Below are 19,910 nucleotides of genomic sequence, written 5' to 3' on the forward strand. Positions count from 1 at the left end.
AAAATCAGGGACGTGTCCTCGGTGCGGCACGGTGACCATCTTCGACAAGCGGGACATAGTCGCAGGCGCGCAGCTTGCGTGCAAGAAGTGCGGCGAGGATCTGAACCAGGATGTTCGCCCCTCCGTCGTGCGCTGCGGCTTCAGCGGCCTTATGTGCGCCTACCCCTGCGGCAAGAGCGCGAGCCACAACCTGGGCGAGGGAGCCTACCGCGTCTGCGAGAAGAACACGCCCCCGCGCGAAACGCCCTCATAGGCTCAAGGCCATGATGACGGCGTCGTCGACCGAGCCCGAAGCCGAGCCGCCTGCCGTCGGGGGTTCGACGTAATACCCTGTCCTCACGCCAACCTCCTGAAACCCCATGCGCTGGTAGAACGCCCGCGCCGCCGCGTTCGAGGCGCGCACCTCAAGCTGGGCGGCCACCTCGCCCGCGCGGCGCGCACATCGCGCGGCGTACGCCATGAGCGCCCTCCCCACGCCGCAACGCCGCGCCGTGCGCGACACGGCTATCTTGGTGATGGAGGCCACGCCCTGCTCAGGCAGGTCCCACCAGCCCACATAGCCCGCCACCGCGCCTCCGTCGAGCGCGACCGCATAGCAGGCGCGCGGGTTGTGGTCAAGCTCGGCGAGGAGGGCCGTCGGGGACCAGGGGTCGTCAAACGATGACATCTCGATCTCCACGACCGCGCAGAGGTCTTCCTTCCCCATGGCTCGCACGGTCAGACCGTCCTGGCGCTCCTCGCGCAAAAGCCCCGATGCGCGTGGCGCAGCGCCAGGCTTGCGCCCCGCCACGTAGAACGTCGACGTGAGGAAGAAGTAGTCGTCTCGCTTGAACAGAAGCCGCCACTGCTCGAGCAGGTCGGCCATCTCGGCGCGCAGGCTTTCGCACGCGACGTGCGAGCCGCGGCGGAAGTACGTGCAGCGCTCGAAGAGGGCGGCGCGCGCCTGCTCGTCGAGCCCTGCTGTGCTCGCCGTGCGCACCCGCACCCGCACGTCAGAGAACCCCGCCCGGCCCAGGATCGTCGCGCACTTCTGCCCGTTATGGCGGTCGGTGTGGCGCGTATGGGGAATTTGGGATCGCATGCGCTGGTCATACAGGGCCATCACGCGCCTCATCAGGTGATCGGGGTCAGGGTAGGACAGCTTCGCCTCGTCGTCTGCCGTCTTCGCCACCACCCAGCCGCCGGGCCGCAGAAGCTCGAAGGCGCGCGCCGCGGCTGCGGCCGCGTCAGGCACGTGCTGCAGGGAGTGGTAGAAGCACACCAGGTCGAACGATCCCGGCGCGCCCTCGTATTCGTCAAGCGAAGCGCAGCGAAACGAGAAGCGCCCGTCATGCGCGCGCTCACGCGCCGCGAGAACGGCGTCGGGAAGCGGGTCGATGCCCACCACCTCCGACACGTTGGAGAACGGGGCGAAGCGCGCAACGGTCGCCTCCCCGTCAAAGCACCCCACGTCGAGCACGCGCGCCTGCTCGACGAAGGGGAAGCCGACGTCAGCAAGCTGCGCGCACTCATCCGCAAAGTCAGCCTGCGCGACGAGCGACATCTGCCGCGCATTCCAAGACACCGCCATCCCGTTCCCCTCTCATGCCGACGCTGCACCCGTGAGAACTTACGCTCCCGCCAAGTGCTCACCCTAGCGCGGCGAGTATGAAACAGAGCCCATATGGTACGCGCGACCATATTCACCCGCGCGCAGAAGCCCCACAATGTCAGGGGAAAAGAGCGCGGGCTCACCTGCGCCCTGCGCCGCGTGCTGCCCGCCGCACAACCCGCACGGCCTTTTGCGCCGCGCACGCGCGCAGACGCGCTCTGCCGTACGAGGAAGGAACCATATGCAAGACCAAGCTGTAGCCCAGATCAAGCGCAAGAGGGCCGTCTACCTCGTCCTCTCGACGCTCTCGCTGCTGTTTCTGGGCCTCATCTACGCGTTCTCCATGTTCGCCGCGCCCCTGTGCGCCACGTTCGGGCTTGAGAAGGACGCCGTGGGGCTCACCTTCAACATCATGATGATCGCGTTCTGCGTCGGCGCCGTCATCGGATCGCAGATAGAGGGCAGGCTCGGCGTGCGTGGCACGCTCGTCGTGTCAGCCACCATGTTCCTCGTCGGCTTTGCGGGCACGGGCCTGCTCGGCTACGGCAGCATCGGGGCCGTCTACGGGTTCTACGGCGTGTGCGGCGGCTTGGGCGTGGGCATAGGCTACAACACGGTCATCGCCACCACCAACGTGTGGTTCCCCGACAAGGTGGGCTTCTCCTCCGGCGTGCTCATGATGGGCTTCGGCCTCAGCTCGCTCATCTTCGGCACGCTGTCCGTCAACATCGCCGCGACGGTGGGCCTCGGCACCGTGCTGATCGCGCTGGGGGCCATCACCGCCGTCATCGTCGTCGTGCTGTCACTCGTCCTGCAGCGGCCGCCCGCCAACGTCGTTGAGCTGATGGCGCCCGAGAAGGCGGCCGGCGCGGGATACGATCCCGGCGAGGAGGACAAGGCGCTCAAGACCCCGACGTTCTACCTCTACTGGATCTGGGCCGTCATCGTCATCGCCATCGGCCTGGCCACCATCGGAAACTGCGCATCTGACGCCCAGATGGTCGGCCTCGACGCGGCGTTCGCCACGCTGCTGGTCGGCTTCGTCTCCACCTTCAACGGCGTGGGCCGCGTGATCGTCGGCATGATATACGACAAGACCAACGTGAAGGTCACCATGCTCATCGACGGCCTGGTGGCCGTGGCGGCGACCGTCTGCATCATCGGCGCGTTCGTCACCGACATCTCAGTGCTCTACATCGTCGGCGCGTTCTGCTGCGGCTTCTGCTACGGCGGCGTCCCCGTGGTCGCCTCGGCATTCGCCCGCCAGCGCTTCGGCGCGAAAGAGTACCCGCTGAACCTGTCGCTGGCGAACTTCGCCATCGTGTTCGGCTCGCTCTTGAACGTCGTTGCGCAGAGCGCCGTCGGCGGTGGCGCCAATCGCCTGGGCGTGTTCGCGGTCATGGCCGCGCTCTCGGTCATCGCCGTGCTCGACGTCATCCCCTTCTCCAAGAGGTGGAGCGCCGACATGAAGATGCTCGAAGGGAAGCTCGCCGCGCATGAGGCGCGCAGCTAGCATCCCGCTATGTACCACCGTTGCTGCTGGAGCATCCCAGCAGCAACGGTGAGGGGCGGCTCAATCCCCCTGGTGGTCGCCCCTCACCGTTGCTTGACGCAACGCCTCGCCAAGCAGACGTGCGGAAGGAGCACGACAATGAGCAAGAAGCGCCAGCGCCGGGAGGAAGCACTGGCCGAGATCGCGCAGCTGCGCGACTCCCGACGTGCCAATATACTCATCTGCGTATGCGCCTTCGCCATGGCCGTCATCGTCATCGCTGCCTCGATCTTCGCCCTCTCGCGCGCAAGCGAGAACATGATCGTGCGGGCGCTGGTCATGTTCGCCTCCATAGGCCTCGCCATCCAAGGCGGGTCAGCCAGCATGAAGTTCACCAAGTCGGGAAACCGCATCAAGTACCTGAAGCAGAGCCTCGGCATCACCGACGAGGACATCAAGACCTTCTGCAAGAACTAGGGAGCCACGAAGGTCCGCTACTTGCCCATGGTGCTGAGGCCCTGGCCCGTCACCTCCGTGACGATGACGAACGCGCAGACGAGCAGGATCATGACAACCCACAGCAGGCGCTTCGCCCACTTCGTCGGCAGCGGCCCCACCCAATCAGAGCGCGAGTCGGTCTCCACGGTGCTGGCCACGCTCAAGACCTCCTTGTCGAACAGCGTGTTGCACACGGTGCAGCGGCTCCTTGACTTTGACATGCGCCCGCAGAACGGGCACACGATGGCGTCAGACTCCAGCGCCTCTCGGCGCCTCTGACGAGCCCTCTGCGTCTTGGCCTTCTTCGACATAAGATTCCCCCTGTCCTTATCACGTCAGGCCCCCAAAGGCGCCTGAAGCGTCTGCCGGCGCAATCCTCGCCGGGCGCTTCAGGCGCCCGCATCCCAGCAGCACAGTCGAAAGCAAGCAACGGCAAGGTGCCGCCAGCGCGTCCTTTCGGGGGACGCGGCTGGCGGCACCTCTGCGCAAAGGCCTCGCGTGCCGAAGCAGGCAACGCAGCCTCAGGCTTCGGCGCGTCGAAGGCCGCAAACCTTAGGCGTTCTTCGCATCGACGGCGATGTCATCGATGTTCATACCCTTAGCGCCCTTCGGCAGCAAGAACCCTGCCAGAAAACCGCATCCCATGGGAACGGCGAGCAGCATGATCAGCGGGGAGAACGCCCAGCCTGCCGCCTTCAAGCCGCCCAGGATGATGGGCGAGAAGATGCCGGCGGACTTGCCGAGCGCCACGATGGTGGCCACGCCGGAGTTGCGGAACTCGGTCGGGTAGGACTCGGACATCATCGGCTGAGCTGCGGTGATGGCGTAGTTCAGCGAGAAGCCCATGAAGACGAACGAGATGAGGTACGGCCAGAAGCTGGTTGCCGCGGGCATGGTGACCACGAAGCCCGTGATGATGCAGGCGGCCACCGAGAGCGCGTAGCCGAACATGAGGTTGCGCTTGCGCCCCACGGCCTCGGACACGAAGCCCGTCGTGCAGTTCGCCACGACAGAGGCGGCGTTCTGGGCCATGGCCAGCATGTAGGACGTGGTGACCACGCCGCCGGTCGCCTCGAGCATGAGGGCGGGCAGCCACGCGTTCACGCCGTAGATGCTGAAGTTGCCTGCGAAGTAGATGATGACCAGGGCGATGGTGGTCTTGAGGTAGCGGCCCCTCCACACCTCGACCGGGCTCGACTTGCCGGCGACCGGCGGGATGATGATGTTCTCGGCCTTCAGCTCATACGGCATGGCCTTGCCGGCGCGCTTCTGGATGCGCTCGAGCGTGTCGACGGCGCCCTGGGGGTTGCCGTGGACGGCGTACCAGTGAGCCGACTCCGGCGTGAACTTGCCGAAGGCGAACGCGTAGAGCACGGGCAAGGCGCCGATGGCGTAGCACACGTGCCACGTGGTGATCTGGACGACGATCGTGCCGACGAGCGCCGCCATGACCCAGCCGACGATCATCCACGCCATGCCGAACGTGATGAAGAACGAGCGCTGCTTGGTGGGAGTGAACTCCGTGAACATCGTGGTGACGATAGGCGTGCAGACGCCCAGGAACAGGCCGGCGATGACGCGAAACGCCGCGAAGACCGTGTAGTTCGGCGCGAAGATGCACGGGATGGTGAACAGGCCGTACATGAACGTGCCGACGGTCAGCACCCTCTTGCGCCCGAAGTTGTCGGACAGCGGACCGGCTGCGAACGAGCCGATGACGATGCCGATAGTCGACCAGGAGGACAAGGCACCCTTCAGTGCGTCATTGCCTTCCGGACCGAAGAAATCCTGCATGATCTGCGTGTTGGTGTAAGAGATGATCATGTAGTCGTAGCCGTCGAACATCATGGCGATGCCGACTAAGAACAGAATAGAGATGGTGAACTTGCTGACTCCGAGCGAGTCAATGGCCTGGGAAATGGTGAACTTTCCCGGGCTTGCCGCGGTGGAACCCATATAACCCCTCCTTAGAAACGTAAAGGGAGGAGAACCCCTTCTGCCAAGCAGGCGGTTCCCCTCCCAAGACCAGAGCCTAATCCCTCAGATGACGCTCTTCGTCTGTGATGGGCTTGAAAGTTGCGCCCGCGATGGTGTCGTCGATGACCTTGGCGGCCCCGCACTTCTTGCACACCTCGGCAGCGGCGGCGTTGAACGTGTCGCACTCAGCGCACTTCCACAGAATCTTCCCCAGCGGCGGCGGACGGAAGCCGCCCTTTTCCTGCTTAGACATTGCTGTCTACCTCCTCGGACGAGACGAACTATATCGAGAAAAGCACCATCTTGGGCTTTTCCGCCAACTTGGCTGCCAGCTCCTCCTTGGGGCCCCAGTACATGATTCCCGACTGGCAGTGGTGTACGCAGGTGGGCAGCTTGCCCTTCGCGGTGCGCTCGGCGCACAGATCGCACAGCTCGGTGGGAAGCGGCAGGTAGGTCCACTCCCAGTCGCCGTTGATGTTCTTCACCGGGCCGTACTCGAGCGTCCTGATGCCGAACTGGCCGACGGGCAGGTCATGCTCCTTCTTGCACGCCACCTCGCAGGTGTGGCAGTTGGTGCAGAACTCATAGTCGATAAGCAGACCGTACTCGCTAGTCTCCTTCGAAACGGGTGTAGTCATAGCCTCCGAAACCTCCTCCTCGTGTGACAATCTCGCTCGGCGAGCAATCGTTCTCGGGCGTGACCTTGTAGCACTTGCACAGCGAACTCTTGTAGGGAGCGCCGTAGTGCGTCGGGCCGTAGACGCCCATGGTCGTCAGGTTGTTGGCGTTGCAGTCGAACACGCCGTACAGGCTGGGCTCGGCAGCCTCGCGCTCGGGGAACCACCAGCCGTGGCGGGCGCGCACGAGGTTCGGCATGAGGCCCGGGGCGATGTGCGCCTGCTGCTTGCACTTGCCGCGGCGGTTCTCGAACCAGACCCAGTCGCCTTCTTTGATGCCCTGCTCCTTGGCGATCTCCGGCGAGATGTCGGCGATGGCGGTCGGATGGACCTCGCGCATGGTCGGCAGCTGGCGATGCTCGGAGTGGAACAGGCCGATGTGGCGGTGGCCCGAGGTGTAGATGTAGGGGTACTGCTCGTAGAGCTCGGGGGTGCGGTAAGGCGACTCGTAGGGCTCCATGTGATGAGGCAGCGGATCGAAGCCCCACACGTCGAACAGCGGCGAGGAGAGCTCGTACAGGCCGGTCGCGGTCACGAAGCCGGGGTTGCCGTCCTCGCGCAGCAGGCCCTTCTTGTACTTCTCGTAGGTCTCGTTGAAGTCCCACCAGTCGTACACCTTGTGGGTGAGCTCCTCGAAGGTGTAGTCGACGCCATTGCCGTCGTCCTGGATCATGTAGGTCAGGAAGTCGCGGACGGTCTCGAACTGGCCGAAGAAGTCCGGGTTGAAGCGCTTGCCCAGGTAGAAGACGAGCTCCTCGTCCATCATGCACTCGTAGTAGCGGTCAGCGGAGGCCGTGATGGTGCGCAGCGGCTGCCACCAGGAGCGGAAGGAGTCGCGCTCGACGGACATGGCGACGGGGAGCACCAGGTCGGCGAAGGCGACGGCCGTCGGGGTCAGGTAGTAGTCGACCACGACCGTGTAGGGGACGTTCTTCCACGCGCGGTAGATGCGCGGGGCGTCGCCGCCCATGTTGGCGATCGGGTTGGTGCCGTGGACCCACATGAGCTGAGGCATGTAGGGCACGCCGGTCTCCATGGCCTCCAGCAGCAGGTCGGGCGGGATGAACGGGGTGTAGCCCGCGTTGTGGATGGGCGACTGCTTGGTGCCGATGCGGCGGTCGAGCATGTCCTGGGAGATGAACTCGAGGCCGCAGCCGTACTTCTTGGAGGAGTTGTACGCGTAGCGGACGAGCACGTTGCCGCCGGGAACGTCGAGGTTGCCGCACAGCGCCGTGATGTCGGAGATGGCGAACGAAGCCTCCATGGCAGCGATCTGCATGTCGATGGCGAGGCCCCACTGGATGGCGCCGGGCTTGGCCGCCGCGAACATGCGGGACGCGTCGATGATGGTCTGCTCCTCAACCCAGCAGATCTCGGCCACCTTGTCGGTCGGGTACTCTTGGACGCGCTCCACCAGGTCATCGAAGCCGTACGTCCAGTTTTCGACGAAGTCGTGGTCGTAGAGGTCCTCGTTGATGATGACGTTGAGCATGCCCATGGCCAGCGCGCAGTCGGTGCCGGGGCGCACCTGCAGCCAGATGTCGGCCTTGGAGGCCAGCCAGGTGAGCGCCGGGTCAACCACGATGAACTTAGTGCCCATGCGCATGAGGTCGATGAGCCAGTGGCCCATGAAGCCGTCGCCGTTCGAGGCCAGAGGCTCGTTGCCCCAGACGATGACGACCTCGGGGCACTTCCAGTCCTTGTTCTCGTAGCGATCGGGATGCAGCTGTGCCGCGTCCAGGATCCAGCAGTCGCCGTCCTTCATCAGGTTGGCGGTCATGCGGGGCTGGTAGCACGAGTCTGCGGACAAGAAGCCGAAGGCCATGTTCGGAGAGCCGAAGACGGCGCGCAGGCACATGGCGCCGTGCCACATGGCGTTGCGGCCCGTGCCGGACAGGGCGACGATGCCCTCAGGCCCGATTCCGCCGTACTCGTTCTTGATGGTGTCGCACACCTTCGCGTAGGTTTCCTCCAGCCAGTTGAAGGCTTCCTCCCACGTGATGCGCTTCCACTTGTTCTCGCCCTTTTCGCCATCGCGGAGGAGAGGCCACTTCAGGCGATCGTTGTTGTAGATGTTCTCCACCATGTTCAGGCAGCGAAGGCAGAGACGACCCTGGCTGTACCCGAAGTTGGGGTCACCCTCAATCTTCTCGAGCTTTCCGTCCTTGACGTACGTGAGAACGCCGCAGCCGTTGTGACAACCAGGGCCCGTCCAGACCGAGGTACGCGTCACCTCATAACCATCTTCAAACCAACGCCAATCATCTTTGTACAGATCTTTGTTGTATTCGTTGATCATGAGCAAACCCCCCTTTCTAAAGAGATTCAGCTGACTTTTCTTCTTTCTATTCCCCAGGTCCCCTGCGTTGCTCTTCAGCCAAGTCCTGACGCCGCCTCACCCCGAGAGCGCCGCAGGCCTTCTCTCTCCTCGCCTCATCGCGCGCAGCTGAACCTGAAAAACCAACGGGATCCTGCTACTTGGCCGCAGGAGGCTTCGGAGCGCCGGGGGCCTTCGGGGCGCCGGGCGCGACGGGAGCGGCACCCGGAGCCTTGGGGGCCGCGCTCTCGGGCGGCGTGAGATCGGCGCCGCACTTCTTGCACTTGGTGTTAGCAGGCGGGTTGAACTGGCCGCACGAAGGGCAGGTGGTCATCATCTCGTCAAACGAAGGTGGTCTAAAGCACATGTGAGTATCCTTTTCTCAAGACTCCGCACTGTTGCGCCGTGCGAGTGGACGACTCTCATCCACAGGCCGCAGGCTACCAACGAAACGCGAGGCCTCCGTACCGAGGCACGTATGAAAAAGGGTGATCTAATACTGTGCGCTATAGGCTCATACAGCAGTATTCAAGTGCTTGAGCAGGTGTTTTGCGAAGCGTTCTCATACGGGGAACGGCGCGCTAACACGAGGGAGGCCCCGATCCTCAAAGCGGATCGGGGCCTCCCTCGCGCTGTTTCGCCACCGCCTCAGAGGAGACGGCTTCTGTCTTTTTCGAGCGCCCGCGGGACGCCCGTGGGACGCGCCAGCTGTGCCCTCTGCGTCATCCCGAGCGGAGTCCTTGCAGGTGAAGAACCGAAGAGCCTAGCTGCAGGTGGGTTGCGCAGGCAGGCGCACAAGGTGCCCCTCGTGTCATCCTGAGCGGAGCGCCCGCAACTTGACCAGATACGACACCATGGGAGACGAGCGTCTCTGCATGTCATCCTGAGCGCAGCGCCCGCAGGGCGCGGAGTCGAAGGATCTGGTCGCAAGTGGAGTGCGCATGCGGGCGCATCACGCTCGGGACCAGATCCTTCGACTCGCTTCGCTCGCTCAGGATGACATGGGGGGGCACTTCGCTCTACTCATGATGAAGCAGGAGGGCGAGACCCGTAACGATTATCAGTGACATGGGAAGGGGGACTTCTCCGCCTCTCCGCACTCCCTGCGCCGCCTCTCTCTGCTCCCGATGATGCAGGAGGGGTGCCCCTCCGATCCCCCACGCTGGGAGAGCAGAGAGAGCCCCTACGCCGCTCCCCTACGCTGGGCAAGCAGAGCGACGCGCCCCCTTTGCGCCGCTCCCTGCTGCTTCCCTTACACTGCGCGGCCGAAGAGCTCGGAGAGCTCACTACGCATGATGGGGCTGTGCGCGTCCACGCTCACGGGCAGCTCGGCGCGGAACTTGCGGCCGTCGGACTGCTGCACGAACAGCACCACGCCGTCACGCCCCGGGTAGGACCGCAGGATGCGGTTGAGGCGCAGGCTGCGGTTCTGGTCGAACTCGGCCGAGGAGATGCGCAGCTCGAGGTGCGCGGGGCGCGCGTCCTCGTCGGAGAGCTCGATGGACTCCAGCTCGAAGCACATGATCTGGTTGCCGCGGTCGCTGTGCTCGAACTTGCCCTTGACCTTGGCGATCACGTCCTCCTGGATGATCTCGGCGTAGTCGTCGTACTTGAAGCAGATGCACTCGACGTGCCCCGTGGTGTCCTCGAGCGTGAACGTGGCCATCTTCGTACCGCGCTTGGTGAGCTTCACCACCACGTTCGAGATCATGCCCACGAACGTGGCGTTCTTGATCTCCTTCGTGCGCTCGGCCAAGTCCCCCAGCTGGTACTTCGTCATGCGGGCGATCGCGCCCTCGTACGGCGCCAAGGGGTGTTCCGAGACGTAGATCTTCATGATCTCCTTCTCGTAGGCGAGCTTCGTGCGCTTGTCCCACTCCACGCCGTCAGGCTCGGGCACGTCCTCCTTGAAGGAGTCGTCCGTGTCGGCGAACATGCTGAACATGTCCATCTGGCCGGCGTCGCGGTCCTTCTGGCGCTTGGCGGCGCCCTCGAGCAGCGGCGTCTCGTCCACGAAGTGCATGAGCTGCTTGCGCGTGTAGCCCGTGGAGTCGAACGCCCCGCCCTTAATGAGCGCCTCGAGCGTCTTGCGGTTGTAGCACTTGGCGTCGAGGCGGTTCACGAAGTCGTGCAGGCTCGTGTAGGGCCCGTTCGCCTCGCGCTCGGCGATGATGGCGTCAGCCACGTTCTTGCCCACGCCGCGCACGCCGACCAGGCCGAAGCGGATGCCCTCGTCAACGGGGGTGAACTCGGCGTTGGACGAGTTGATGTCGGGGGGCAGCACGGGCGTGCCGTTGTGGTTGCAGCTCGCGATGTACTTGATGAGGCGGTCGGTGTTGCCCATGTAGCTGGACAGCACGGCGGCCATGAACTCGTTCGGGTAGTGCGCCTTCAGGTACGCCGTGCGCATGACCAGGATGGCGTACGCCGCCGAGTGCGACTTGTTGAACGCGTACTTCGCGAACTTCTCGGCGTCCTCCCAGATCTGCTTCGCGATCTCGAGCGAGAAGCCGTTCTCCACCGCGCCCGTGTTCCAGTCCTCCTGCAGCGCGCGCATGACGTCGAGCTTCTTCTTGCCCATGGCCTTGCGCAGCTTGTCGGCCTTGCCGGCGGAGAAGCCGCTCATGGCCATGGAGATCTGCATGATCTGCTCTTGGTAGACCATGGTGCCGTAGGTCTCCTCCAAGATGGGGCGCAGGCGGTCGTCGTAGTAGTGGATGGCCGTCTTGCCGGAGGCCACCTTGATGTAGTCCTCCACCATGCCCGACTCGAGCGGGCCCGGGCGGTTCAGCGCGATGGAGGCCACGATGTCGGAGAAGCGGTGCGGTGGGAGGCGCGCGAACAGGCTCACGTAGAGCGCGCCCTCCACCTGGAACAGCCCGTCCATGTTGCCCGCGCGCATGAGCGCGAAGGCGCCCTCGTCGTCGGTGGGGATCTCCTCGGGGACGACCTTGGTGCCGTAGCGCGCCTCGATGTTGCGGCAGGCGCGCGACAGCACGCCCAAGGTGCGCAGGCCCAGGAAGTCCATCTTGAGCAGGCCCAGGTCGGGAGTGTAGTGGCCGTCGTACTGCGTGATGATGCCGCCGCCCTTGGTGTCGCGCTTCATGGGCACGTGGTCGCTCATGGGGTCGCGGCAGATGATGGTGGCGCATGCGTGCACGCCCTCGCCGCGCACGTGCCCCTCGATGGACTTGGCCGCGTCGATGACGGCCTTCACGTCCTCCTCGGTCTGGTAGGCCTTCTTGAGGTCGGGGTTGGTGTCGAGCGCCTTGTCGATGGTGATGCCGAGCTCGTCGCCGATCATCTTGGTGATCTTGTCGCCCGTGGAGTACGGGTAGTCGAGCACGCGCGCCGCGTCGCGCACGGCGTTCTTTGCCTGCAGCTTGCCGAACGTGATGACGCCCGACACGTGGTCCTCGCCGTACACCTCTTTGATGTGCTCGATGACCTCGCCGCGCCGCTCATCCTCGAAGTCGACGTCGATATCGGGCATCTCCACGCGCTCGGGGCTTAAGAAGCGCTCGAACAGCAGGCCGTTAGAGAGCGGGTCGAGGTCGGTGATGCCCATGGCGTACGCCACGATGGCGCCTGCGGCCGAGCCGCGGCCCGGCCCGACGCCGATGCCCTGGCTGCGCGCCCACTCGATGTACTCCTGCACGATGAGGAAGTACGCCGGGAAGCCCTGCTGGATGATGATGCCCATCTCGTAGTCGGCACGCTCGCGCACCTCGGGCGACAGCGGCTCGCCGTAGCGGCGGACAAGGCCCTCGTCGACGCGCTTGCGGAACCAGCTCTCCTCCGTCTCGCCCTCCGGCAAGGGGAAGCGCGGCAGGATGGAGTCGCGCTCGAGCTCGACGCTGACCTTGTTCGCCACCTCGACGGTGTTGTCGCACGCCTCGGGGAAGTCGCGCAGCGCCTCGCGCATCTCCTCTTCCGTCTTCATGTAGAACTGGTCGTTGGCGAACTTCATGCGCTTCGTCTCGTTCACGAGCGAGCCCGTGCCGATGCACAGCATGATGTCCTGCGCGCGAGCGTCCTCCTGCAGAAGGTAGTGGAAGTCGTTCGTGGCGATGGTCTTGAGGCCCGCGGCGCGCGCCACGTCGGTGAGCAGGTGGTTGAGCTCGGTCTGCGTGAAGCCCGCGTCCGTGCGGATGCCCTGGTTCTGCAGCTCGATGTAGAAGTCACCCGGATCGAAGCAGCTCGCGAACCGGCGCGCCCACTCCACCGCGTCGTCGAACTGGCGGTTGTCCAAGAGCTTCGGGATGATGCCGGCGATGCAGGCCGACGAGCCGATGATGCCGTGGCCGTACTTCTGCAGCATGGAGAAGGTGGTGCGCGGCTTGTAGTAGAAGTTGTCGACGTGCGACTCGCTCACAAGCTTGAGCAGGTTGTGGTAGCCCTCGTTGTTCTTCGCGAGCAGCAGCAGGTGGTAGAGGCGCGGCTTGACGTCGGTGCGCAGCTCCTCGTCGGTGGTGAAGTACACCTCGCAGCCGTAGATGGGCTTGACCTTCTTGCCCGTCTCCTTCTCCACCGCGGCGCACGCGTCGCACAGCTCCGGCACGCCGCTCATCACGCCGTGGTCGGTGATGGCCACCGCCGGCATGCCGAGGTCGGCCGCGCGGCGCACCATGTCCTTCACATGGGTGGCGCCGTCGAGCAGGGAGTATTCGGTGTGGTTGTGCAGATGGACGAAAGCCATGGGGGTACCGCCTCGCTTACGTATCGCCTGCGCATGCTGGAATTAGGGAAGATGTGCGCGAAAAAACTAACTTACGTTCGCGTGCCATGATACCAGCAATCAAGGCGAACAAACGGTGGGGTTTGCGTGAGTTTGAGGGAGCGGCGCTCGCGGAAAACGTTTGGCGCCCAAGAGCACAGACTCCCTCGTGCCCTGAGCGAGACGCATACCTGCGCCACCTTCCCATGTCATACCGGCAACACGGTGGAGAGAGAAGGGATGGCGCCCCGTGTCATCCTGAGCGGAGCGCCCGCAGGGCGCGGAGTCGAAGGATCTGGTCGTGGGCGGGTGGCACATGCGGGCGCACCGCACTCGGGGCCAGATCCTTCGACTCGCTTCGCTCGCTCAGGATGACATAAGGGGGGGGTGCTTCGCTCGCTCAGGATGGCACGGGGCCGCAGAGTGGCACGGGGCCGCAGGATGGCACGGGACTGCAGGATGACACGAAGCTGCAGAGTAGCACGGGGCGCGGGCGCGCTAACGTCAACCGCACGTGGCTAAAACGCCTGACCGAAACAGCCGAAACGCCCGGCCACAGCGGCCAAAACGCCCGGTCGCAGCATCCGAAACGCCTGGTCGCAGCGGCCAAAGCACCTGTTCGTAGCAGCCAAAACGCCTAGCCTCATCGTGGGGAAATGAAGGGGCCCGCACCTTGCGGCGCGGGCCCCTTAAACAGGCTCTCGGTTAGAGGTTTTTATTTTGTGGTTCCGTTCGCGTAGTCGAGCTGCATCTGGTACCACTCCAGCTTGACGCGGCCTGTGCTTATCTCGGCTTCGTCCTGCTTGTCGGGATGCGGCTTCTTCTCAAGCTCCTCGACGCGCAGGCGCAGCCGGTCAAACTTCTGGCGGATCTCGGCGACGTCGATCTTCTCGACGTCCTTGCCGAAGCGGCCGAGCACCGTGACCACGTTGTTGTAGACCTGGGCAGCACCTTGGTACAGGATGAACTTCTTCTGGTTGTTGCCCGCCTCATCAAGGTTGATGGTGAGGACGCCGCCGGACTTGTTCGTCGCCACGAGCATCTCATGGCCCGGAAGGACGCCGTAGGCGCCGTCGATGCCCGGGATGTTCGCGTAGTAGATCTCGCCCGAGAACAGCTCACGCGTAGGAATAGCCACTGTGCAGTGGAGCGTAGCCATTAGTCCTCATCCTTCTGCATAGCATCATAGGCAGCGTAGACGTCTTCGATGGCTCCCTTGTACACGAAGCACTGCTCCGGGATGTGGTCGCACTTGCCGTCGAGGATCTCGGCGAACGAGCGCACCGTGTCCTCAACGCGCACGTACTTGCCCGGGTTGCCCGTGAACACCTCGGCCACGTGGAACGGCTGGCCCAGGAACTTCTGGATCTTACGCGCGCGGTTCACGGTAAGCTTCTGCTCCTCGGAGAGCTCGTCCATGCCCAGAATGGCGATGATGTCCTGCAGGTCCTTGTACTGCTGGAGGATCTGCTGCACGCCCACGGCCACGCGGTAGTGCTCCTCGCCGACGATCTCGGGGTCGAGCGCGCGGGAGGTGGACTCCAGCGGGTCGACGGCCGGGTAGATGCCCAGCTCCGCGATGGAGCGGGACAGAACCGTCTTCGCGTCGAGGTGGGTGAACGTGGTGGCCGGAGCCGGGTCGGTCAGGTCGTCAGCGGGAACGTAGACGGCCTGCACCGAGGTGATGGAGCCGGTGGTGGTGGAGCAGATGCGCTCCTGCAGGTCGCCCATCTCGGTTGCCAGCGTGGGCTGGTAGCCCACGGCGGAGGGCATGCGGCCCAGAAGCGCGGACACCTCGGAGCCGGCCTGCGTGAAGCGGAAGATGTTGTCCACGAACAGCAGAACGTCCTGGCCCTGGTCACGGAAGTACTCGGCCTCGGTCAGGCCCGCCAGGCCGACGCGCAGACGCGCTCCCGGGGGCTCGTTCATCTGGCCGTAGACCAGGCAGGTCTTGTTGATGACGCCAGACTCGCTCATCTCGAGGAACAGGTCAGTGCCCTCGCGGGTACGCTCGCCCACGCCGGTGAACACGGACGTGCCGCCATGCTCCTGGGCGAGGTTGTTGATGAGCTCCTGGATGCAGACGGTCTTGCCGACGCCAGCGCCGCCGAACAGGCCCGTCTTGCCGCCCTTGACGTAGGGCTCGATGAGGTCGATGACCTTGATGCCGGTCTCGAACACCTCGGTCGTGGTGGTCAGGGTGTCGAACGCCGGTGCCGGATGGTGGATCGGCAGCCACTCGACGTTCTCGGGCATGGGCTTGCCGTCAACCGGCTCGCCCATGACGTTCCAGATGCGGCCCAGGGTCGCGGGACCCACGGGCATCATGATGGGGGCGCCGGTGTCGACAGCCTCGATACCGCGCACCATGCCGTCGGTCGAAGACATGGCGACGGTGCGGACCAAGTCGCCCGGAAGGTGCGTCTGCACCTCGAGCACCGTGCTGATCTCCCCCGACGGGGTCTTTGCGTTAACGGTCAGGGCGTTGTAGATCGCCGGCATCTGGTCCGGCGGGAACTCCACGTCCACAACTGCGCCAACGATGCGGACGATGCGTCCCGTGGCACCCTGGCTGACCGTTTTTTCGTTAGTTTCAGCCATTTATTCCTCCAAAGCTGCGGCACCGCCAACGATCTCGGTGATCTCGGTGGTGATTGCACCCTGGCGTACGCGGTTGTACACGCGGGTCAACGTCGAGACCATCTCGTTCGCGTTGTCAGTTGCCGACTTCATTGCGTTGCGGCGAGCGCCTTGCTCACCTGAGGCCGAGTCGAGAAGGGCGTAGAAGAACGCGTTGCGCAAGTACGCCTGCATCAGATAGAACATGACCGACTCAGCATCAGGCTCGAAATCAATGTCGCCCATGATGACTTCGTCCTTGTCGCGGTAGGCGTCAAGGACGTCCTCCTCCTTGGGCGTGAGCCCTAGAAGCTCAGCGTAGGACTGCTGGTTGATCGGCAGGACCTGCTGCTCGACCAGCGTCTGCTCGGCGGCGTTCTTCGCGTGGTTGTACACGATGTAAACCTCGTCGAGCCTGCCGTAATGGTAGCCGTCACCGGCGTAGATCGACAGCTCGGCTGCCTGCTCGTACGTCGGGTCGGCAGATAGTCCTGCGAACTCGAACACCGGCTTGATGCCACGGTAGCTGAAGTAGCCGATGGCCTTCTTGCCACATGCGGCCACTTCGACTTCGACGCCCTGACGCTCCTTCTCCTTGATGAGTTTTTCGGCGTGACGCAGCACGTTGCTGTTGAAGCCGCCAGCAAGGCCGCGGTCAGACGTCACCACAACGATGAGAGCGCGCTTGACCTCCTCGTGCGTCTGCAGGAGGGGCTCGGAGTCAACGGGTGCGTACTTCGCCGTGCTGATGAGCATGTCCGAGATGGCGCATGCCCACGGCAGGGCGTTCGCCACTCGCTCAGACGAGCGGCGAATCTTCGCAGCAGCAACCATTTCCATGGTGCGCGTGATCTGCTTCGTCGAGGTGACGGAGTTGATACGCCTTTCAATGTCGTGAAGGTTGGGCATAGTGACCGTCCCTTATGCCGTCGTCGCGAAGGACTTCTTGAATGCCTCGATGGCGGCAGTCAAGTCAGCCTTGATCTCGTCGGTCAGCTTCTTCTCCTTGACGATGGCCGCGAGGACCTCCGGCTTGGAGGCGCGCAGGTAGTCGAGCAGCTCGTTGCGGAAGCGCACGACGTCGCCGAGCGGCAGGTCGTCTAAGAAGCCCTCGTTGCCGGCGTAGATGGCGGCAACCTGCTCGGCAACCGGCATCGGGAAGTAGCGGCCCTGCTTCAAAAGCTCGGTCATGTGGGCGCCGCGGGTCAGCTGGTCCTGGGTGGCCTTGTCAAGGTCGCTGCCGAACTGGGTGAACGCCTTGAGCTCGCGGTAGGACGCGAGGTCGAGGCGCAGGGAGCCGGCAACCTGCTTCATGGCCTTGATCTGCGCGGAGCCGCCTACGCGGGACACCGAGATGCCCACGTCGACTGCGGGGCGCTGGCCCTGGAAGAACATGTCGGTCTGCAGGAAGATCTGGCCGTCGGTGATGGAGATCACGTTGGTCGGGATGTAGGCGGACACGTCGCCGGCCTGCGTCTCGATGATCGGCAGAGCGGTCATGGAGCCGGAGCCGTTCTCCTCGGACATCTTGACCGCGCGCTCGAGCAGGCGGGAGTGCAGGTAGAACACGTCGCCCGGGTAAGCCTCGCGTCCCGGCGGGCGGCGCAGGGTCAGCGACATCTGGCGGTAGGCCACGGCCTGCTTGGACAGGTCATCGTAGACGATGAGGACCGCGCGACCCGGGTTCTCCTTGGAGGCCGGCTTGCCGTCCTCGCCGTTGTAGATGAAGAACTCGCCCATGGCGGCGCCGGCCATCGGCGCGATGTACTGCAGCGGCGCCGAGTCGGACGCGGAGGCGGCCACGATGATGGTGTTCTCCATGGCGCCGTGGCGCTCGAGCGTCTCGACGACGCCGGCGACCGTGGACGCCTTCTGGCCGACAGCGACGTAGATGCAGATCATGTCGGTGTCTTTTTGGTTGATGATGGCGTCGATCGCGATAGCGGTCTTGCCGGTCTGGCGGTCGCCGATGATGAGCTCGCGCTGGCCGCGGCCAATCGGGATCATCGAGTCGATGGCCAGGATGCCGGTCTGCATGGGCTCATGCACGGGCTGGCGGGAGATAACGCCCGGAGCCTTAAACTCGACGGGGCGCATGCCCTCAGCCTTGATGGGGCCCTTGCCGTCGATCGGCATGCCCAGGGGGTTCACCACGCGGCCGAGCATGCCCTTGCCCGAGGGAACCTCCACGATACGGCCGGTCGTGCGGACCTGGTCGTTTTCCTTGATTGCGGTGACGTCACCGAGAAGAACGGCGCCTACCTCGTCCTCTTCGAGGTTCTGGGCCAGACCGTAGACGGTCTTGCCACCCTCCCCGACGAACTCGAGAAGCTCACCGGCCATGGCGTCACGCAGACCGTCGACGCGCGCGATGCCGTCGCCGACCTGGATGACCGTGCCGACCTCGCGGGACTCTACGCTGACGTTCAGCGAGTCAAGCTGCTTGCGCAGTGCGGCGTCAATAGCCTGAGCGGTGATTTCAGTCACTAGCATTCACCTCCATCTGTTGTTTCCTTGAGCACGTGGCGCGCGTTGTTCAGCTGCGAGACGACGCTCGCGTCGATGCGCTTGCCGTTCACGCTCATGATGATGCCGCCCAAGATGGAAGGGTCGATGCGCTCGCGCAGCACCGCCTTCTTTCCCAGCTCGGCCTCAGCTTTCTCAATAATGATGTGGCGCAGGTTGTCGTCGAGTGCAACGACGGTCGTAACGTCTACCACACACAAATTCAGCTTGGTATCAAGCTCGTCCCCAAAGGCCGCGAAGACGCGCTTCAGGAGATCCGCGTCCCCGCGCTCTGCCATAACCGCCATGACCTCGACAAACGCCGGGTTGCACTCGGCGAATACCGCACGAGCGAGCGCATTGCGCTGCTCAGGGGTGTAGGAGGTGTCAGACAGGGCCCCGGAGAGGTCCATGTCGGAGTGCATCAGGTGGATGATCTCCTCCATCTGGTTGCGCACCTCGAGCACGGCATCCTGCCCGCCAGCTTCGTTCGCGGCGTCAAACATGACGGCGGCGTACGCAGCAACTTCCTCTTTGACGACAAGACGATTAGTTGGCATTGAAGCTACCTGCCTCTTTGACGTAGCGCTCGATGATCTGGCGATGCTCGCCCTCGGTGAGGTCCTCACCGATCAAGCGCGCGGCAACGTCAACCGAGGTGTCAGCGACAGACGCCTGAAGATCGGCGATAGCCTGCTTCTTCTCGGCCTCGATGGCCACCTTCGCCTTGGCGATCATGTCAGCAGCCTCGGCCTGGGCCTTGGCGGTGATGTCAGCCTTGACAGCATCGCCCGTGGCACGAGCCTCAGCCATGATCTGCGCGGACTGCGCTTTCGCGTCAGCCAGCTGCTTCTGGTACTCCGCAAGCACGCGCTCGCTCTCGATCTGCGCTTCCTCGGACTTCTTCAGGGCTTCCCTGATGTTGGACTCGCGCTTGGTGACGATGTTGTCGATCACCGGCCAGCCGAACTTCGCGAGGATGACGAGAATGATGACGAAGGCGACGAGCATCGGGATGAACTCGTTCATATCGGGAATGAGCACCGCGATGCCCTCTTTTTCAGAAGCGAACGCGAGGGTGGGGAAAGCACACGCAAGGCTTGCTGCAGCAGCTGCAGCGGCACCGGCCTTTGCCAACTTCTTGTTCAGTTTCGCTTTCACTTATCCACCTTCTTTCCTAAAGCTTGATGTAATCGTACGATCAGGCGTCTTTAGAAGATGAAGGTGAGAACGAAGCCGATGAGCGCCAGAGCCTCAGCCAGAGCGCCGAAGATCAGGGCGTTGGTGAACAGCTTGCCAGCGATCTCAGGCTGACGCGCGGAGCCGATGCACAGACCGTAGCCGCACAGGCCGAGGCCGATGCCAGGGCCAAGGGTGCCGATGCCGTAGCCGACTACCTTGAGGGCAGCGAGAACCATTGTAATTTCCACAGTTTCCTCCTTTTACCGTTTTTGAGCCTGTTTCTCAAAAACACTTGTACATATGTCTCTCAGCGCAAGGATTACGCTGGTGAAACC

The 19,910-nt window shown here is 63.9% G+C and carries 18 protein-coding genes; 3 read left to right on the plus strand and 15 right to left on the minus strand.

All coding sequences use genetic code 11. The annotated features are described in order from the left end of the window. Nucleotides 1–31: 31 nt before the first annotated feature. Nucleotides 32–253, plus strand: a complete 222-nt coding sequence (locus tag G7Y50_RS05685; protein ID WP_165055268.1) for a hypothetical protein — start codon at nucleotides 32–34, stop codon at nucleotides 251–253. Here G7Y50_RS05685 and rimI read toward each other — a convergent pair. Then, nucleotides 248–1,570, minus strand: coding sequence for a ribosomal protein S18-alanine N-acetyltransferase (rimI, locus tag G7Y50_RS05690; RefSeq protein WP_165055266.1), 1,323 nt, complete (start codon nucleotides 1,568–1,570; stop codon nucleotides 248–250). The two genes, G7Y50_RS05685 and rimI, sit on opposite strands and share 6 nt — an antisense overlap. A gap of 262 nt (nucleotides 1,571–1,832) precedes the next feature. On the opposite strand from rimI, the gene G7Y50_RS05695 reads away from it, so the two are divergent. Both G7Y50_RS05695 and G7Y50_RS05700 read left to right on the plus strand, forming a co-directional pair. Then, entirely contained in the window at nucleotides 1,833–3,104 is a 1,272-nt protein-coding gene (locus G7Y50_RS05695) for an MFS transporter (protein WP_165055264.1), read from the plus strand. Nucleotides 3,105–3,242: 138 nt separating this feature from the next. Next, entirely contained in the window at nucleotides 3,243–3,560 is a 318-nt protein-coding gene (locus tag G7Y50_RS05700) for a hypothetical protein (protein ID WP_165055262.1), read from the plus strand. Nucleotides 3,561–3,577: 17 nt separating this feature from the next. Here G7Y50_RS05700 and G7Y50_RS05705 read toward each other — a convergent pair whose 3' ends face one another. From G7Y50_RS05705 to G7Y50_RS05770, 14 genes are all read right to left on the minus strand, one after another. Continuing rightward, nucleotides 3,578–3,892, minus strand: a complete 315-nt coding sequence (locus tag G7Y50_RS05705) for a hypothetical protein (protein ID WP_165055261.1) — start codon at nucleotides 3,890–3,892, stop codon at nucleotides 3,578–3,580. Nucleotides 3,893–4,133: 241 nt separating this feature from the next. After that, complete coding sequence (locus G7Y50_RS05710; RefSeq protein WP_165055259.1) at nucleotides 4,134–5,537, minus strand: MFS transporter; 1,404 nt, start codon at nucleotides 5,535–5,537, stop codon at nucleotides 4,134–4,136. 76 nt (nucleotides 5,538–5,613) lie between these two features. After that, complete coding sequence (locus G7Y50_RS05715) at nucleotides 5,614–5,811, minus strand: hypothetical protein (RefSeq protein ID WP_165055225.1); 198 nt, start codon at nucleotides 5,809–5,811, stop codon at nucleotides 5,614–5,616. A gap of 28 nt (nucleotides 5,812–5,839) precedes the next feature. Next, nucleotides 5,840–6,196, minus strand: a complete 357-nt coding sequence (locus G7Y50_RS05720; protein WP_165055257.1) for a 4Fe-4S dicluster domain-containing protein — start codon at nucleotides 6,194–6,196, stop codon at nucleotides 5,840–5,842. Continuing rightward, entirely contained in the window at nucleotides 6,168–8,534 is a 2,367-nt protein-coding gene (locus tag G7Y50_RS05725) for a molybdopterin-dependent oxidoreductase (protein WP_165055255.1), read from the minus strand. The genes G7Y50_RS05720 and G7Y50_RS05725 overlap by 29 nt, the downstream gene beginning before the upstream one ends. Before the next feature lie 175 nt (nucleotides 8,535–8,709). Further along, complete coding sequence (locus tag G7Y50_RS05730; protein WP_165055253.1) at nucleotides 8,710–8,919, minus strand: hypothetical protein; 210 nt, start codon at nucleotides 8,917–8,919, stop codon at nucleotides 8,710–8,712. A gap of 885 nt (nucleotides 8,920–9,804) precedes the next feature. Next, on the minus strand, nucleotides 9,805–13,251 hold the full coding sequence (dnaE, locus tag G7Y50_RS05735; protein WP_165055250.1) for a DNA polymerase III subunit alpha: 3,447 nt from the start codon (nucleotides 13,249–13,251) through the stop codon (nucleotides 9,805–9,807). 733 nt (nucleotides 13,252–13,984) lie between these two features. Continuing rightward, nucleotides 13,985–14,428 carry a F0F1 ATP synthase subunit epsilon gene (locus tag G7Y50_RS05740; protein WP_165055248.1) on the minus strand — a complete coding sequence of 148 codons (444 nt, stop codon included), beginning with the start codon at nucleotides 14,426–14,428 and terminating at the stop codon, nucleotides 13,985–13,987. Then, complete coding sequence (gene atpD / locus G7Y50_RS05745; protein WP_165055246.1) at nucleotides 14,428–15,870, minus strand: F0F1 ATP synthase subunit beta; 1,443 nt, start codon at nucleotides 15,868–15,870, stop codon at nucleotides 14,428–14,430. Before atpD ends, G7Y50_RS05740 begins: the two co-directional genes overlap by 1 nt. Further along, nucleotides 15,871–16,797, minus strand: coding sequence for an ATP synthase F1 subunit gamma (atpG, locus tag G7Y50_RS05750; protein WP_165055244.1), 927 nt, complete (start codon nucleotides 16,795–16,797; stop codon nucleotides 15,871–15,873). A gap of 12 nt (nucleotides 16,798–16,809) precedes the next feature. Next, nucleotides 16,810–18,381 (minus strand): F0F1 ATP synthase subunit alpha, encoded by a 1,572-nt coding sequence (gene atpA, locus G7Y50_RS05755; protein WP_206214777.1) that lies wholly within the window; start codon nucleotides 18,379–18,381, stop codon nucleotides 16,810–16,812. Beyond that, nucleotides 18,375–18,953 carry an ATP synthase F1 subunit delta gene (gene atpH / locus G7Y50_RS05760; RefSeq protein WP_165055240.1) on the minus strand — a complete coding sequence of 193 codons (579 nt, stop codon included), beginning with the start codon at nucleotides 18,951–18,953 and terminating at the stop codon, nucleotides 18,375–18,377. Before atpH ends, atpA begins: the two co-directional genes overlap by 7 nt. Then, nucleotides 18,943–19,554, minus strand: coding sequence for a F0F1 ATP synthase subunit B (gene atpF / locus G7Y50_RS05765; RefSeq protein ID WP_165055237.1), 612 nt, complete (start codon nucleotides 19,552–19,554; stop codon nucleotides 18,943–18,945). The genes atpH and atpF overlap by 11 nt, the downstream gene beginning before the upstream one ends. 50 nt (nucleotides 19,555–19,604) lie before the next feature. Next, the gene (locus tag G7Y50_RS05770; protein ID WP_206214578.1) at nucleotides 19,605–19,823 is read right to left on the minus strand and encodes a F0F1 ATP synthase subunit C; all 219 of its coding nucleotides are present in this window, start codon (nucleotides 19,821–19,823) and stop codon (nucleotides 19,605–19,607) included. Nucleotides 19,824–19,910 lie beyond the last annotated feature (87 nt).

Source organism: Adlercreutzia sp. ZJ176 (assembly GCF_011038975.1).
Lineage (GTDB): Bacteria > Actinomycetota > Coriobacteriia > Coriobacteriales > Eggerthellaceae > CAAEEV01.

Coding starts and splice junctions, on each gene's coding strand:
- atpA (WP_206214777.1), bottom strand. CDS start 18,381: ATGCTAGTGACTGAAATCACCGCTCAGGCTATTGACGCCGCACTGCGC.
- G7Y50_RS05740 (WP_165055248.1), bottom strand. CDS start 14,428: ATGGCTACGCTCCACTGCACAGTGGCTATTCCTACGCGTGAGCTGTTC.
- atpD (WP_165055246.1), bottom strand. CDS start 15,870: ATGGCTGAAACTAACGAAAAAACGGTCAGCCAGGGTGCCACGGGACGC.
- rimI (WP_165055266.1), bottom strand. CDS start 1,570: ATGGCGGTGTCTTGGAATGCGCGGCAGATGTCGCTCGTCGCGCAGGCT.
- G7Y50_RS05695 (WP_165055264.1), top strand. CDS start 1,833: ATGCAAGACCAAGCTGTAGCCCAGATCAAGCGCAAGAGGGCCGTCTAC.
- G7Y50_RS05730 (WP_165055253.1), bottom strand. CDS start 8,919: ATGTGCTTTAGACCACCTTCGTTTGACGAGATGATGACCACCTGCCCT.
- atpG (WP_165055244.1), bottom strand. CDS start 16,797: ATGCCCAACCTTCACGACATTGAAAGGCGTATCAACTCCGTCACCTCG.
- atpH (WP_165055240.1), bottom strand. CDS start 18,953: ATGCCAACTAATCGTCTTGTCGTCAAAGAGGAAGTTGCTGCGTACGCC.
- G7Y50_RS05720 (WP_165055257.1), bottom strand. CDS start 6,196: ATGACTACACCCGTTTCGAAGGAGACTAGCGAGTACGGTCTGCTTATC.
- G7Y50_RS05710 (WP_165055259.1), bottom strand. CDS start 5,537: ATGGGTTCCACCGCGGCAAGCCCGGGAAAGTTCACCATTTCCCAGGCC.
- G7Y50_RS05700 (WP_165055262.1), top strand. CDS start 3,243: ATGAGCAAGAAGCGCCAGCGCCGGGAGGAAGCACTGGCCGAGATCGCG.
- dnaE (WP_165055250.1), bottom strand. CDS start 13,251: ATGGCTTTCGTCCATCTGCACAACCACACCGAATACTCCCTGCTCGAC.
- G7Y50_RS05705 (WP_165055261.1), bottom strand. CDS start 3,892: ATGTCGAAGAAGGCCAAGACGCAGAGGGCTCGTCAGAGGCGCCGAGAG.
- G7Y50_RS05725 (WP_165055255.1), bottom strand. CDS start 8,534: ATGATCAACGAATACAACAAAGATCTGTACAAAGATGATTGGCGTTGG.
- G7Y50_RS05715 (WP_165055225.1), bottom strand. CDS start 5,811: ATGTCTAAGCAGGAAAAGGGCGGCTTCCGTCCGCCGCCGCTGGGGAAG.